The sequence below is a fragment of the Paenibacillus sp. FSL H7-0735 genome (assembly GCF_038008505.1).
GTDB lineage: Bacteria > Bacillota > Bacilli > Paenibacillales > Paenibacillaceae > Paenibacillus_AQ > Paenibacillus_AQ odorifer.
This window is the reverse complement of the sequence record NZ_JBBOZH010000001.1, coordinates 5895440-5910869: the sequence shown is the minus strand read 5'-3', so window position 1 is coordinate 5910869 and position 15430 is coordinate 5895440. Positions and strand designations below refer to the sequence as shown.

The window sequence follows — 15430 nt, the reverse complement described above, 5'->3', positions numbered from 1 at the left end:
TTAAGAGTAAGGAGTATTCAGTTACGGGAGGTGGTACGATGGAGTCCATCAGAAACGATGTATTCGACGCGCAAGCTTGCGGGAGCTTAACTCCGAAATCGAAGCCATGTCCACGCCCCAAGCCGGGCGAAGCGGCTGGGGGCTGCTCCTTCGACGGAGCCCAAATCACGCTGCTGCCGATCATGGATGCTGCGCATCTCGTCCATGGGCCGGCTGCTTGTGCCGGGAATAGCTGGGAAAGTAGAGGGGCTTTGTCAAGCGGGCCATCACTTTCACAATACGGATTTACTACAGATCTCAACGATAACGACATTATTTTTGGCGGAGAAAAGAAACTTAAAGATAGCATTGACTATATTGCCGGGCGCTTTATGCCTCCGGCAATATTTGTATATGCGACCTGTGTGACAGCATTGATTGGCGAGGATTTGGATGCGGTATGCAAGGAAGCGGCAGGCAGATTGGGGCTTCCTGTGATCCCCGTGAACAGCCCTGGATTCGTAGGCAGTAAGAATCTTGGAAATCGGCTGGCTGGTGAAGCGCTGCTACAATATGTCATTGGCACAGGTGAACCAGAGATTGAGATTCCTTTAGGTGTGAATTTGATTGGAGAGTACAATATCGCGGGTGAAATGTGGGATATCGAGAAATTAATGAAGAGTGTTGGAATTACGCTAATGTCCAGAATTACAGGGGATGCAAGATATAAGGAAATTACATGGGCACATCATGCAAAAGTGAATATGGTTGTGTGCAGCCGTGCATTGTTAGGTCTGGCAAAAGAAATGGAGGCAAGATACCACATTCCCTATTTCGAAGGCTCCTTCTATGGGGCCAAAGAGACAACTTATTCCTTACGTCAAATGGCTTATTTGCTGAATGACCGTGAGATGGAGCGGCGTGTGGATCGGTTGACGGAACGAGAGGAAAACAGACTGATTCAGGAGCTGCGGCCCTACCGCAAGCTGCTTAAAGGAAAGAAAGCAGTTCTCTATACGGGTGGAGTAAAAAGCTGGTCGATTATTTCCGCACTGAAGGAGTTAGGCGTTCAGGTGGTAGGTGTAGGCACGAACAAAAGCACGGAAGATGATGTACGGCGTATAGCGGATCGTGTTGGTGATGACACCGAATATATCCCGGAGGGCGGGGCAAGCCGAATTATCAAAACCGTCCGGGATCGTAAGGCAGATATTATGATTGCTGGCGGACGGAATATGTATGTGGCAATGAAAGAGCAGATTCCGTTTATCGATATTAATCAAGAAAGACACAAGGCCTATGCTGGTTACGAAGGTTTACTAAGGCTGGCAAAGGAGCTGACGTATTCTCTTGCTAATCCAATCTGGAAGCTGGCTGCCAGTGCCGCTCCCTGGGATAAGGAGGAACCTTCCTATGACCGTTAACAAAAGGAGTAAACCGACTTCGGTTAATCCAATGAAAATAGGCCAATCCCTTGGTTCCGTACTGGCATTTCAGGGTTGCTACAAGGCATTGCCTATTGTGCATGGTGCGCAAGGTTGTTCCGCATTTCCGAAGGCACTGCTTACCCGGCATTTTCGTGAGCCTATAGCCGTACAGACCTCTGCTTTGCAGGAGATGGATGTAATCTTTGATGCGAATCGTAATTTAGAGGAAGCTCTAAATACCATACTCAGTAAACACCGACCAGACATTATAGGCATTATTGGGACTGAGCTGACGGATGTGGCAGGAGTGGATTATCAATCCATGCTCAAGACCTATAAAAGGGAGCGGAACATGCGGGGTGGGCTTGCTTTTTCCGTCACCTTACCAGACTTTCGTGGTTCATTGGAATCGGGGTTCAGCTCTACCGTGGAGGCGATGCTTGATGAGATGATTCAGCAGGTAGGCCATCGGGGTTCAAGGAGTGTAAATACACGTCAGATTACCCTCTTGCCGGGATCGTTTCTGACGCCGGGTGATGTGATGGAGCTGAAAGAAATGATATCCTCCTTCGGTTTTGAGGTAATCGCTCTACCTGATATTTCGACCTCTTTGTCTGGGCATCTGCTGACAGGATTTTCACCGCTGACAAGAGGTGGGGTGCCTCTAGATTCGATGCTGCAAAGCTTGCATTCGGGTCTAACCATTGCCATCGGCGGAAGTATGGAGCGTCCAGCTAGAAGACTGCATAATGCGCTGGGAACTCCCTACAAAGTATTCGAGAGTGCGATGGGGCTTAAAGCAACGGATGATATTTTGCAATTCCTGCATCAAATTAGCGGGGAGCCGGTACAGCTTCGTTATTGCTGGCAACGGGAGAATTTATTGGATAGCATGCTGGATGCTCATTTTCAATTTGCGGGGATGTCTGCACTTGTCGCGCTGGAGCCAGATCATTTGTATACCGTATCTTCTTGGCTCGAAGAGCTGGGGGTGGAGCAAAAGGCCCTGGTCACCTCCTATGAAACTCCTTTGGTGGTTGAGATGGAACGAGAGGTATGGGTCGGTGATCTGGATGATGTTGAGCTTTTGGGCAAAGGTGCAGATTTATGGATCGGTAACTCACATGGGATAAATGGAGCGGCGCGGTTAGATGCTGCTTTTATGGCGGCTGGATTTCCCGTTTGGAATGAGCTTGGTGCTTATATGGCCACCTCTGTAGGGTATCGGGGAGCGATGGAGTGGACGAATAAAGCGGCGAATCTGTTAATGCGAAGGGAGGAGGAACATCGTGAAAGTAGCATTCGCTACAGAGGATGGAATTAGAGTGAATGCCCATTTTGGGCAGAGTCCGATGTTCGCAATTTATAAAGTTACCAAAGGTGGCGGGGAGCTTATAGGCCTTCGTAAACTGCCAACGATTCTCAATCAGGATGAAGCAGGCAAAATAGAGAGTCGTCTGGAGGTGGTAGAGGATTGCACGCTAATATTCATCATGCAGATTGGAGCCTCAGCAGCGGCAAGAGTCACACGTCGTAAAATTATGCCGGTAAAGGTTCCGCCAGGCAGTCCTATTGATGAGCAAGTGAAGCGGATTGTTGAAATGCTACAGGGCAAACCACCGATGTGGCTAGCCAAGGTATTACATGCTGAAAATGAAGCGGAAGGGGCGAGTGTAGATGGATCCCATAGCTAATGAGAGTTCTGCATTAATGGGCCGGGTTGCTCCGGAAGCGGCAGTATTAAAACGTCGTTGTCGAACCACGGAGAAAAAGCTGGATAAAGATATAGCAGAGATGCTCATACGCCGGTTGTGTCAATTGCTTGATACAGAAGACTTTTTTGGAAGGCATGCTTCTCTTTCACCACAGAAGAAGATCGAACGATTGTTTCTCGCTTCCCCTGAAGACAAGAACAAATCTGATTTTAACTGCGCGGTTTCTCCAAAGGTCCGTTTGCAGGTTCCTCTCTTGTTTCAGGCGGTGGCGGGCGTGATCGAGGAGAAAAGTGGGGTTCTGGTTCAAAGCTCTTCTGAAATAAATGGGGAAGGATTTGGGCGTGCTCTTTTATATAGTGATCGGATTATTCTTGTGTTAAAAAGCTTGAGAGCAGGTTTTCCGTTTCCTTTTACCTCTGAGGAGAAAGTAATTCGCTACGGCGTTGCTTGTGTGGAAGAAGGGTTAGCCTTTATGGATAAATTTAATGAAATGACAGCTCTCTATGGAACGGATGGTCTGGAGGGTTAGATTCCAATGATGCAGCTCAGCCACAGGGAGGGAGCAAAATGGAGCAGCTTGTAGGCGGCACCGAACTGGAACGATACGCTCGCCAATTGAAGCTGCTTGGAGAAGGCGGGCAGAAAGCGCTAAAAGAAGCTACAGTGATGATTGCTGGAATTGGTGGGCTTGGAGGCACTGCCGCACTTTATCTAGCTGCTGCCGGAATCGGCAAGCTGATCTTGGCGCATGAAGGAAACATTGTGCCTCCAGATTTAAATCGACAGATTTTGATGGACAGTGATCATTTGGGTATGGAAAGGATGAGCACAGCAATTCAGCAGCTAAAACGTCTGAATCCAAATGTTGAAATTGAAGGATATAATTCGAAGATTGAATACAATATGGCAAAACCTTGGGTAGAGCAAGCCAATATAGTGATTGATGCACGGTATGATTTTCCGGAAAGATATGCGTTGAACCGCCTATGTGTAGAAACCGGCACGCCAATGGTAGAGGCGGCGATGTATGGATTTGAGATTTCACTAACAACGGTTATACCTGGTGAAACCCCTTGCTTAGAGTGTCTTTATCCGGATGTGAATCCAGAATGGGAACCGTTTGGCTTTCCAGTATTGGGAGCAACCTCCGGAATTGCGGGTTGTCTGGCTGCGTTGGAAGCCGTAAAATGGGTTACAAGGGTAGGGACGACTTATGCGGGCGTAATGCATCGCTTCAATTCACTCGACTTCGCCTGTTACAGCGTCCATATTACCCGTAATCCGAATTGCACTTGCTGCGGAGAGGAAGGTAAACCGTGAAAAGTCTCAGGCTATGTGACACGACACTTAGGGATGGTGAACAGGCGGCTGGAGTTTCATTCACGAGGGAAGAAAAGCTGGAAATCGCAAGGTTGCTGTCGGAATGCGGAGTGGAGCAAGCAGAGGTAGGAATTCCTGCCATGGGCAAGCAAGAGCAAGAAGATATTGCGGCTATCGCTGATTTAGGTCTTCCTATGAAGATGATGACCTGGAATCGGGCCTTGGAAAGTGATATCGACAAAGCGTGGGCGACGGGTGTGAACTGGAGTCATGTATCGATCCCTGTCTCGGAAATTCAATTACAAGGTAAGCTAGGTTTAACACCTGCCAAAGGTCTGACAAGATTACTGCATGCGACGGAATATGGTCAACGGCTAAGAATGACTGTGTCGGTGGGGATGGAGGACTCTTCAAGGGCGAGTATGGAGTACTTGGTTGAACTGGTAAATACATTATATAAAGAAGGCATTCGTTGGTTCCGTTATGCAGATACGGTATCTGCTCATCATCCGGGTCAAATGGCAGAGCGGGTAAGCACATTACTTAGTGCTGTTCCTGCAGATGTAGAGCTTGAGGTACACTGCCACAATGATTTTGGTCTTGCGGCTGCAAACACACTTAGCGGTATTGCCGCGGGTGCGGTCTGGGCAAGCACTACGGTGGCAGGGATTGGTGAACGCACCGGGAATGCAGCATTGGAAGAAGTAGTGATGGCTTGGCGTTATCTTTATGGCGGGGAGAGCAGCGTGCGTCCAGAGTGTCTGAAGGGGGTGGCGGATAGGGTGATCGCAGCCTCGGGCCGAAGTGTCGGCGATGCCAAACCAATCGTCGGATCACTCGCCTTCACACATGAATCTGGGATACATGTTGACGGTTTGTTGAAAGAAACAGCCACCTACCAGACCTTTGATCCCACTGAGGTGGGGAGAGCACATCATTTTGTGTTAGGTAAACATTCCGGAAGTGGTGGAATCATGCATGTTCTGAACGCACATGGTTTAGAGGTTAGTGAGGGAACCGCGGGACGTTTGCTTGAACGGGTGAGAGACTATGCCGAAGTTAATAAAGTGAATGTGCCAGAGCTCCTCTTGGTTGAATGGCTGAGGGAGGATTGGCAACGACCGTAAGGGATATAATAAGAATGAATAAAGGCTGACAAGACGGGTAAGAAACCTGTCTTGTCAGCTTTTTTATGTTGTTATGATTAAGTTTATTGTGTTAGCCCTTAACCGCCCCGGCGGTAATTCCCTTGGTCATCTGTTCTGTGAAGAGCAGGTAGATCAGGATGGTTGGGATGGCGATGATCGTCATAACCGCGAACTGTGCACCATAGTTGGATGAATACTCACCAGTGAATTTCATAATGGAGAAGGGAATCGTCTTAAGATCTTCCGAGGTGAGGAAGGTGTTCGCCATAATGAATTCATTCCACGTGCTGATGAAGTTGAGCACACAGATGGTTGCCAGCGCCGGTTTGGTGATGGGCAGGATGATACGGAAGATTAACCCGTAAATGCCACTGCCATCAATAACGGCGGACTCTTCAATAGCCCGTGGGATGGTCTCCAGGAACCCGGTCATAATCAGGACACTCATGGGGATGACAATGGCTGAGTAAGGCAAAATCAATGTGTACATATTGTTCAGCATCCCAAGCTTGTTAAACAGAATGAAGTTTGGCAGCAATGTGGCGTGAATGGGAATGATCATGCCTAACATGATTAGAGAGAGGACGATGCCACTTAGCTTCCATTTCATCCGGGTAAACGCATATCCCATCATCAGGGACACCAGCGCAGAGAGCATAACAGTAATCACTGTAATGATAAGACTGTTGGCAAAATAACGTGGCACACGCCCGTAGGTAAAAGCGTTTCGATAGTTCTCCCACTGGGGTGGAGAGGGCCATTTCAGAAATGAGCTTCCAAAGAACTCACCGCTCTTGAGCAGGGAATAATCGATCAACCAAATAAGCGGAAATAACTGAATCAACGCGATGATACACAGGAACACCATCATTAGGATTTTGCCCGTTGTAGGCTTTCTGCGTTCTTGTTTGTGAAGGTTTAGCTTAGGGGGTGAAGCGGTAGGCGATAAGGAATTATTCATAGGATTTCCTCCGGTTACAGGGTTTCTTTAAAATTCTCCGATATCTTTCTTTAAAATCTTGTTGAGGATAACGGTTAGGATCAGGCAGAACACAATAAACAGAATCGAAATGGCATTACCATAACCGTATAGCGATGATGAGAAGGCAGTTTTGTACAGATAGTTCCCTAGGAACTGTGTGCTATTTGCAGGGCCACCGTTGGTCATTAAGAATACGGTTTCCATTTGCTTAAGGCAGGTGGTGACGGCAATGATGATGGCAACCCGCATCATCGGCGAAAGCAGCGGAATGATGATACGCGTGTAGAGGGTGAAGTTGTTGGCGCCGTCGATTCTTGCGGCTTCGCTTAAATCTTCCGGAATGCCTTGCAGACCTGAATAATACAGCAGCAGTGCATACCCAAAGCCTTGCCACATAACAACAATGATGATGCACCAGATGGCCGTCTTTGGATCACCGAGCCAATCATGCGTAAGTGCATCCAATCCAACTCCGCTTAGCAGCTTGTTGAGCAGTCCGTAGTTTGGATGGAAAATTCCGGTCCACAGCTTGGCTGTAACGACGACGGAAATTACAGCGGGGATAAAAAAGATCGTCCGGAATATTTTTTCGTATTTGCCGGAATTGGTTAGGAATATCCCCATGAGAATGGCAAAGGGATGTTGTAAAAATACAGTGGCGGCGGTCAGGAGCAGGGCATTGACTAGCGATCTCCAGAACACTTTGTCATGAAATAGAATTTCACGGTAGTTATCAAAGCCGATGAAATTGTATTTGCCGATTCCGCCCCAATCCGTAGAACCGTAATAAGCGCTCATGAAGATAGGGATGCAGATCATAAAAGCAAATAGGAACAGTCCAGGTGCGATGAGTAAGAATATCGCTTTTTTGTCGCTTAACACTCTGTGCATGGAAATCTCCGTCCTTTTAAAGAGTAATCTATCTATTACCATCGTAACGGGAAGCCAGGCACCGGAACATGCCGTAAATTTCAGATCGGTGTATACATTTTTTCGAAAACAAAACCCCGGCCTCTGGGGGAAGCCGGGGTTTGCGCACTGCCATCTATAAGGTTACTTCAGGAGCGCTAAGGTTCATGTTTTTTGTAGTCTCTGGTTTATTTACCAGCGAATTTATCGGATGCAGCATCCAGTGCTTTGGCGAATTCTTCAGGGGTAATTGCATCAGAAAGCAGGCTTTGATGCGCCTCCATTACCTTTTGCTTGAACTCATCGTCACCCACATCCTGCAGTGGAGTACCGCTGGAGGATGTCATCGAGCTGAACACTTCAATCAATTCTTTTTGCAGCTGGGTTTCGTTACCCGTTAGGAATTGATCGAATTGCTGCGCAGGTGTACCCGCGCCGGCTTGCCATAGCATTTTAGACCAATGCTCTGGAGCGAAGAAATATTTCAAGAAATCAACAGCGGCTTCAGCATGTTTGGAATTTTTGCTGACTGCATATCCACCACCATACCAAGCGGCATCATCGGTTGCTTTACCTTTATCTGAAGCAGGGAAAGCGAAAGCGCCTACGTTATTGCGGAATTCTTCAGAGAAGTTCTCGTCTGTTGCCAGACCCGACTCCCAAGCGCCCATAAAGAACATGGCAGCTTGCCCTTGTCCGAACAAGTTGCGTGCAGCACCGTAATCGGCAGTCAGCCAGCCATCGGCAAAACCTTTAGCATCGGCAAATTGCTGCATTTCAGTTGCGGCTGCAACGAGACTAGGATCTGTAAAGGATATTTTACGCGCAACAGCTTCATCCATTGTATTGAAATCGCCAGTCTGACGTTGGGCTACAAATTCATACCAGATAGGCAATGTCCAAGCGTCCATACCATTCATAGCGATCGGGTTAATTTTCTTGGCACGAAGTGTTTTGACGGCGGCAAGCAAATCATCTGTGGTTTTTGGAACCTCGATGCCGTTGTCAGCGAATATTTTTTTGTTATAGTACATGACCATGTAGTCGGCACCACGCGGCAAACCGTAAAGTTTACCATCTTTACTGAAGCCGTCCATGGATCCGGACACAAACTGATTACCTTCGAAGTCAGCGCTGTTCAGTTCAAGCAGCAGATCGTTATCCAGCAGGGGACTCAGGAAGGAGGGCTGACCCCAGGCTTGAATGATATCAGGCAGCTGATTGCTGGAGGCATACACTTTGATTTTTGATTTGTAAGGCTCATCTTGAAGCGCTTCCACTTCAATCTTGACGTTAGGGTTCTCTTTCATGTAAGCATCGATAATGTCTTGCTCTACCTTACCTGAACCATTTGCCCGATCCGCGAGCGCGGTGAAGAACTTCAGTGTGATTTTTTCGGCGGGTGTGTTTTCCCCTGCACTAGCTGTTGCTTCGGCAGTAGCTTCGGCCTTGTCATTTGTAGGTGCATTGGTAGCTTTCGCATTGTTATTTCCGCCACCGCAGCCTGCCAGCAGAGCTGGTAGCATTAGACTCATAAGTGCTAGCTTTATTCCTTTACCTTTCATCAAAAACCCACCTTTTTTATGAGATATATTTCCACTAGAACGGCTGTCATCAAACGAGGACGACAATGTCGTTTCTTCTTGCATCCCCATCTTAAGAGTTTATGACCGATAGAAACATGGTCCATATTTAAGAACTATGTAGGCATTTTTCAGTGATTGTAAAAAGCTGGTTCAGGGTTTAATGATTTCAGTTATACTTGGTTTACACATTTATTGATTATACATGAAGGTGGTTCTCATGAATCGAAACATCCGCTTATTAAGCCGTTATCGCCATCTTCCGCTCCAGTTTAAGCTGTTATTATGGTTTGTGCCGCTGCTTCTCGTGACTATATTCGCTATGGGGTGGAACTCCTATCAGATCTCTTCGCAGCAGGTGGTGGAGAAAATGAAACAGTCACAGGATCACCTGACCCGAAAAACAGCAGAGCAGATTGATGAGATGGTGAGGGGAATGATTTCTTTTTCCAATACACTCTTTCTGGATGAAAGTGTGCAGCGGCTCTTAGTGTCGTCAGAAGCACAAAAAGAACGAAATTCCGTATTTAAAACGGTCACCAACCTGATGGTCGCTGGCAACTCGATTCAATCACTGATTCTATACTCTTTGGAAGACCAGAATAACGGGGCGGAGCCTTTTGCTGCGAACCAAGCCGGATTGACAACTGGCATGAAGTTCTCTAACTTTATCCAAACCTCGTACTACAAGGAAGCCGTTGAAGCCGCAGGTAGTCCAACCTTTGGATTGTCCAGACCCACGGATGGCATATTTGTTGGTGATCATTATCATAAGATTGTACTTTCCAGAATTATCAAGAATGTATATACTTTAAAACCGGCAGGGCTTGCGGTGATCGGGGTCGATGCTGGTAAGATTGGAAGCCAATATCTAGACAACTCTGAAGATGATGTAGATATGTTTGTGGTAGATCGAGACGGGCTCATCATTACGGCTTCTAACAAGAGCTGGATCGGCAAAAGAGATCTTGATCTTCCGTATTTTGCGGACAGCGATCCTAAGTTGAGCCTAAAGGAGAGACTGGAGTCTACAGCGGATCACAAACAGTGGATTGTCTCGCATCTGCAGTCAGAAACGACGGGTTGGTATGTAGTGGTGGTGCATTCCAAACGGCAGCTTGTCAAAGAGCTGGGACAGATTTCACAGGTCACGGTGACGATCGCTTTTCTGTGCTTAGCAGTTAGCTTAATGGTTACCTGGCTCGCCGCCGCCTCAATAACGAAACCGCTGAAAAAGCTTTCCCGCTCCATGCGCAGATTCCAGACAGGGGATTTCACGCAGCGCGTATTTTTTGAAGGAAATGATGAGATTGGTCTTTTGGGCCATGGTTATAATCTAATGGTGCAGCGGATCAAATCGCTCATCAATGATGTATATGCCTCCAAACTGAAGCAGCAGGAAGCAGAATTGAAAACGCTTCAGGCACAGATCAGGCCGCACTTTTTATATAACACGCTGAATACGATTTGTTGGGAAGCTGAGAAAAAGGGCGACAAAGAAATAGCCGATATGGTCTATTCGCTTTCTCAAGTATTCCGGCTGAGCTTAAATGATGGGCGGGATACGTTTACATTGGAACAGGAAGTAGAGCTTGTGACGAATTATTTGTTCCTGCAAAAAAATCGGTTTCGAGAACGTTTTGAGTTCGAAATTGCCTTGGATGAGAGTATCAAGGATTTCACAGTTCCGAAACTGCTGCTCCAGCCACTGGCGGAAAATGCAGTGATTCATGGGATCGAGCCACTGGCTGGAAGTGGGCTAATCTCGATTCGCGCCTTCCGCAAAGATAGAACTATTGTACTCGAGGTTCAAGATAACGGGGTGGGAATCACGCCGGAAAGACTTCAGGAGCTACATCAGCATTTAGCGAGAGGAAGCTCTATTTCGGAGGAAGAGGAGAATGCTGGACGTTCGGGGTTTGCACTCTCGAATGTACAGGAACGTTTAGCTTTGTTTTTTGCCGGAGCCTCATTGCAAGTAGAGAGTGTAGAAGGAGCAGGCACACGTATTATCATTCATATCACTGTGGAGGGTCCCTAAATGATGAAGCTGAAGCTGCTGATTGCTGAAGACGAAGACACCATCCGTGAGGGTATCGTCAATATGATTGACTGGAATTCGCATCAGATTGAGGTAATGGGCGAGGCGGGGAACGGAAGTGAAGCGCTGGCTCTGATGGAGTCTGAACAGCCGGATTTATTGTTAACGGATATCCGCATGCCGCAGATGAATGGTCTGGAGCTAATCGAAGCTGGACGGCGTCGCGGTTACGACTTTCGCTCGATTATTTTATCTGGATACAATGAGTTCTCTTATGCGAAACAAGCGATTGCGCTGGGGGTTGTCGATTATGTGCTGAAGCCGTGCCGGCCGGAAGAAATTCTGAAGACGGTACTAAAGGCTAAGGAGCTAATTGAAAGGCAGCGTTGTCAGGAGAATGAGCAGCTAAAAAGAGATCGTTCCTGGCATAAAAATGCACCGCTTGTCAAAAGCCAAGTGCTGTCCCAATGGATTCATCATCCTCCGGTTCCGCTGGAGCGGCGGCAGGAGCTGATCGGTGAGTTAGCTATGGCTATTAGCCACGAAGGTCCGCAGATTGGGCTGGTCAGCTTTGATTTTGATCCTCCCTCTGCTGGTGGGTCTGGGCAGGATTTTGTACTTTTGCGTTACGCGGCCCTAAATATTATTAGTGAAACCTTGTCTCCTATCTATAAAGGAAAAATCGAGACCTTTCATGATGGCAATCTCCTGCTCTGGATCGGCAGTGGTTTAGCTGGAACGGATTCCCGCAAGTCTTACCGAACCCCCATCTATTTAAAAGAGCAGATCGGGATGCTGCAAAGCAATCTGGAGAAATACCTCAAGCTGTCAATCAGTATTGCTGTAGGCTCCTGTCGTGCGGATATTTCGGAAGCTCACCTGTCTTATAAAGAAGCGCTTCAGGCCATGGAATCCCGCTTTCTGAACGGGAAAGGCGGCGTTTATTTTTATACAGAAGGCTCGGGAGTTATTGGGGGTGGCGCACAGGAGATCGGGATTTTAGATGATCCTGAATTAAATGTGCTGGAGGATGAGATGCTTGTGGCAGTCGGTGCAGGAAGTAATGAGCTTGCCCTCGATCTGCTGGAGCAATGGCTGGAGCGCTTTCGCGGAAACCCCGGATGCCTCAAGCAGGAGGTGAATATTCGGGCAACAGCTTTTGTCGTTCGCCTTAAGAGGCTTGCGCAGGAAAAACAAGTAGCTGGATTCGAATGGAAACAGCATTTGGTCAATTGGATGGAGCAGGCACCGCAGATCGAGACGCTGGAAGAATTGTCTACGATCCTGAATAAGATCATGCAGAATGTGGTGGAGGCTTTTTCTAAACATCGCCCTCTGCATCGAACAGTAGTTACAGCGCTCGAGATCATCCGTAACAAATATAATACCAATCTGTCTCTGGAATATGTTGCGAAGGAAGCTTATGTATCTAATACTTATTTAAGTTCACTGTTCCGCCAGGAGCTGGGTGTGAATTTTCTCGATTATTTGCATCAATACCGGGTAGAAGAGGCAAAAAAGCTGCTCCGCCAAAACTTAAAAATGTACGCTGTTGCAAAGTTAGTAGGCTACGGGGAAGAACGCCACTTCAGTGCTACTTTTAAGAAATGGACCGGACTTACGCCCTCACAATATCAAAAGGGACTAGGGAAGTAGGAGCAAATTGTTATCTACTAGGCTTTGTGTGGTTAAACTCTACATATAGCTAAATAGGAGGTAACCGAGAAATGAACCCGAAATGGTGGAAAGAAAGTGTCGTGTACCAAATTTATCCGATTAGCTTCATGGATAGTAACGGAGATGGGATTGGAGACTTGCAAGGAATCATATCCAGACTGGATTATTTGCAGGATTTAGGTGTAGACGTGATTTGGGTCTGCCCTATTTATAAATCGCCAAACCATGATAACGGTTATGATATCAGTGATTACTGTGACATTATGAAGGAATTTGGCACGATGGATGATTTTGACCATTTGCTGAGGGAGATGCACTCACGTGGGATGAAGCTGATGATGGATTTGGTTCTGAACCATACGTCACATGAGCACCCATGGTTTGTTGAATCCAGATCGTCGAAGGATAATCCGAAACGGGACTACTATATTTGGCGAAAAGGAAAAAATGGAGGTCCCCCGAATAACTGGGAGTCTTATTTCAGTGGCTCGGTGTGGGAGCTTGATCCGCGGACCGATGAATATTACCTTCACCTCTATTCCAAATATCAGCCTGATCTGAACTGGGAGAATCCCGTGGTCATTGATAAGCTGCATGAGATGGTGGAATGGTGGCTGAAGAAGGGTGTGGACGGATTTCGCTTTGATGCCATTGCACATATCGTGAAGACGAAAGGTTACCCGGATGCGGATAATCCAGGTGGAACACCTACCGTACGGGCTTATGGAATGTTCTCCAATCTGGCAGATGTGCATACCCTGCTACAGAATTTATATGATAAAGTGCTTTATTTCTACGATATTATGACGGTAGGAGAGACCTCAGGACTTGGACCGGAGCAGGCGCTAGATTATGTAGGTGATGGTCGCCGGGAGCTGAATATGACTTTTCAGTTTGAGCATATGTTTCTGGATGCCGCTTCGGCAGGTAGTGGAAAATGGGATGTCGTCCCATGGAGTCTACTGGAGCTGAAAAAGATTATGAGTAATTGGCAGACGGTTCTGCATGACAAAGGCTGGAATGCGAATTATCTCTGCAACCATGACCAGCCGCGCGCAGTGTCCCGGTTTGGGAACGACCTTTTTTACCGGATTCCTTCGGCTAAAATGCTGGCGACCTTCATTCACATGCTGGAAGGCACACCTTATATTTATCAAGGCGAAGAAATTGGAATGACGAATGTCTGTTTCGAATCCATTGATGATTACCGGGATGTAGAGACGCTTAATTATTATGAGGAAAAGCGAAAAAACGGCGTTCCAGAAGAGCAGATTATGTCTGCCATTCATCATAAAAGCCGGGATAATGCCCGCACCCCGATGCAGTGGGACGATGGTCACGCAGGTGGTTTTACGACGGGGACACCTTGGATTGAAGTGAATTCCAACTATATGGAAATCAACGCTGGCAACGCGATTAAAGATCCCGATTCCATCTACAACTACTATAAACAGCTGATTGCCCTGAGAAAAAAACATAAAGTCATCGTTTATGGAGCCTACGAGCTGTTGCTTGCAGAGCATACAGAGATATATGCGTATACCCGGACATTGGAAGATCAGCGGCTGCTGGTTATTCTGAATTTTTATGATGGAGAGCCTGTATTCGAATGGCCAGCAGAGTTCCAACCAGAAAATATAGAGCTGTTAATTTCTAATTATTCCGTGGAAAAAGATGAGCAGATCCAACCGCTTAAACTTCGACCTTATGAAGCACGAGTATATTTGCAGCAGCTTGTGTAAAGGAAGCTGTAGGAATGAGTTGTCATGAAGGGGCTGAACGCTCACTGTGACAACTCTTCTTTGAGTTTGTGAGTAAAAGACTGTACAATGGCGATACATTAACATACATAGAGTGGAGTTACAGGAAGACGCCTGTGGGAGGAGAGACAACATGACTGAATGGTATGAAAAGAGCTTCGGAGAGGATTATCTGGTCGTATACAAACATCGAGACTTTGGTGGAGCTCGTAAAGAAGTTGAACGAATGATCTCGTGGCTGGGACTACCGCCAGGCTCCAAAGTGCTGGATTTATGTTGTGGGATGGGACGTCATTCACTGGCGCTTGCGGAAGCAGGGTACGAGGTAACTGGAGTGGACTTATCAGAGGTATTGCTGCGTGAGGCAAGATCTCAAACAGGAGCGGAGCAGGTAACTTGGCTGCGTTCTGACATGCGTGACCTACCGTTAACTGGAGGTTTCGATGCTGTGGTTAATCTATTCACTTCCTTTGGTTATTTTGAAGAGGATGAGGAGCAGGTAAAGGTTTTGCGTGAAATCTATCGGATGTTGAAGCCGGGTGGCAAGTTTGTTATTGATTATCTGAATCCTGCGTATGTGATTCGTCATCTGGTGCCGCATTCTACCCGCGAGGATGGAAAAAATCTGATTGATGAGTCGCGGCGGATCGAGGATGGGTACGTGAAGAAGGACATCATTTTAACCTCTAAAAATGATTCTACACCTCGCCAATATCATGAACGTGTGAAGCTGTATTCCTTGGAGAAATTCAGCGGGATGATCGAGGAAGCGGGTTTACAGCTCGAAGCTGTGCATGGCAGCTATGAAGATGAGGTTTATAATGCAGAAAGCTCCACGCGGATGATTTTTAGTGGAATTCGATCGTAATGGTATCAGGAAAAAGATTCA

At 47.1% G+C, this 15430-nt stretch carries 13 protein-coding genes; 10 read left to right on the top strand and 3 right to left on the bottom strand.

Going from position 1 to position 15430, the window contains the following annotated elements; all coding sequences use genetic code 11:
* The first annotated feature begins 38 nt into the window (after window positions 1-38).
* From nifE to NSS82_RS26730, 6 genes are read left to right on the top strand one after another with little or no spacing between them, the layout of a single operon-like run.
* Entirely contained in the window at window positions 39-1403 is a 1365-nt protein-coding gene (nifE, locus tag NSS82_RS26755) for a nitrogenase iron-molybdenum cofactor biosynthesis protein NifE (protein WP_038573091.1), read from the top strand.
* Window positions 1393-2730: a nitrogenase iron-molybdenum cofactor biosynthesis protein NifN gene (gene nifN, locus NSS82_RS26750; protein WP_038573090.1), complete on the top strand. Its 1338-nt coding sequence runs from the start codon at window positions 1393-1395 to the stop codon at window positions 2728-2730. Before nifE ends, nifN begins: the two co-directional genes overlap by 11 nt.
* On the top strand, window positions 2696-3100 hold the full coding sequence (locus NSS82_RS26745) for a NifB/NifX family molybdenum-iron cluster-binding protein (RefSeq protein ID WP_036679578.1): 405 nt from the start codon (window positions 2696-2698) through the stop codon (window positions 3098-3100). Before nifN ends, NSS82_RS26745 begins: the two co-directional genes overlap by 35 nt.
* A complete protein-coding gene (locus NSS82_RS26740) occupies window positions 3084-3650 on the top strand; it encodes a DUF269 domain-containing protein (RefSeq protein WP_076103660.1) in 567 nt (188 codons plus the stop codon). Before NSS82_RS26745 ends, NSS82_RS26740 begins: the two co-directional genes overlap by 17 nt.
* A gap of 38 nt (window positions 3651-3688) precedes the next feature.
* Entirely contained in the window at window positions 3689-4441 is a 753-nt protein-coding gene (locus NSS82_RS26735; protein WP_038573088.1) for a HesA/MoeB/ThiF family protein, read from the top strand.
* Entirely contained in the window at window positions 4438-5568 is a 1131-nt protein-coding gene (locus NSS82_RS26730; protein ID WP_076272771.1) for a homocitrate synthase/isopropylmalate synthase family protein, read from the top strand. Before NSS82_RS26735 ends, NSS82_RS26730 begins: the two co-directional genes overlap by 4 nt.
* Window positions 5569-5659: 91 nt before the next feature.
* Here the strand turns inward: NSS82_RS26730 and NSS82_RS26725 are convergent, their stop codons facing one another.
* From NSS82_RS26725 to NSS82_RS26715, 3 genes are all read right to left on the bottom strand, one after another.
* Window positions 5660-6550 carry a carbohydrate ABC transporter permease gene (locus NSS82_RS26725; protein ID WP_081386630.1) on the bottom strand — a complete coding sequence of 297 codons (891 nt, stop codon included), beginning with the start codon at window positions 6548-6550 and terminating at the stop codon, window positions 5660-5662.
* A 27-nt stretch (window positions 6551-6577) separates the two neighbouring features.
* Window positions 6578-7462, bottom strand: a complete 885-nt coding sequence (locus tag NSS82_RS26720; RefSeq protein WP_036679565.1) for a carbohydrate ABC transporter permease — start codon at window positions 7460-7462, stop codon at window positions 6578-6580.
* Between the two features lie 206 nt (window positions 7463-7668).
* Entirely contained in the window at window positions 7669-9045 is a 1377-nt protein-coding gene (locus tag NSS82_RS26715; RefSeq protein ID WP_036679562.1) for an ABC transporter substrate-binding protein, read from the bottom strand.
* A gap of 238 nt (window positions 9046-9283) precedes the next feature.
* Here NSS82_RS26715 and NSS82_RS26710 point away from each other — a divergent pair, with 238 nt between their 5' ends.
* The 4 genes from NSS82_RS26710 (at window position 9284) to NSS82_RS26695 (ending at window position 15409) form a co-directional block, all read left to right on the top strand.
* Window positions 9284-11104 (top strand): sensor histidine kinase, encoded by a 1821-nt coding sequence (locus tag NSS82_RS26710; RefSeq protein ID WP_076272772.1) that lies wholly within the window; start codon window positions 9284-9286, stop codon window positions 11102-11104.
* Window positions 11105-12760 (top strand): response regulator, encoded by a 1656-nt coding sequence (locus NSS82_RS26705; protein ID WP_038573084.1) that lies wholly within the window; start codon window positions 11105-11107, stop codon window positions 12758-12760.
* Between the two features lie 71 nt (window positions 12761-12831).
* Window positions 12832-14523 carry a glycoside hydrolase family 13 protein gene (locus NSS82_RS26700; RefSeq protein WP_076272773.1) on the top strand — a complete coding sequence of 564 codons (1692 nt, stop codon included), beginning with the start codon at window positions 12832-12834 and terminating at the stop codon, window positions 14521-14523.
* A gap of 151 nt (window positions 14524-14674) precedes the next feature.
* Window positions 14675-15409, top strand: coding sequence for a class I SAM-dependent methyltransferase (locus NSS82_RS26695; protein WP_076099469.1), 735 nt, complete (start codon window positions 14675-14677; stop codon window positions 15407-15409).
* The last annotated feature ends 21 nt before the right edge of the window (window positions 15410-15430 follow it).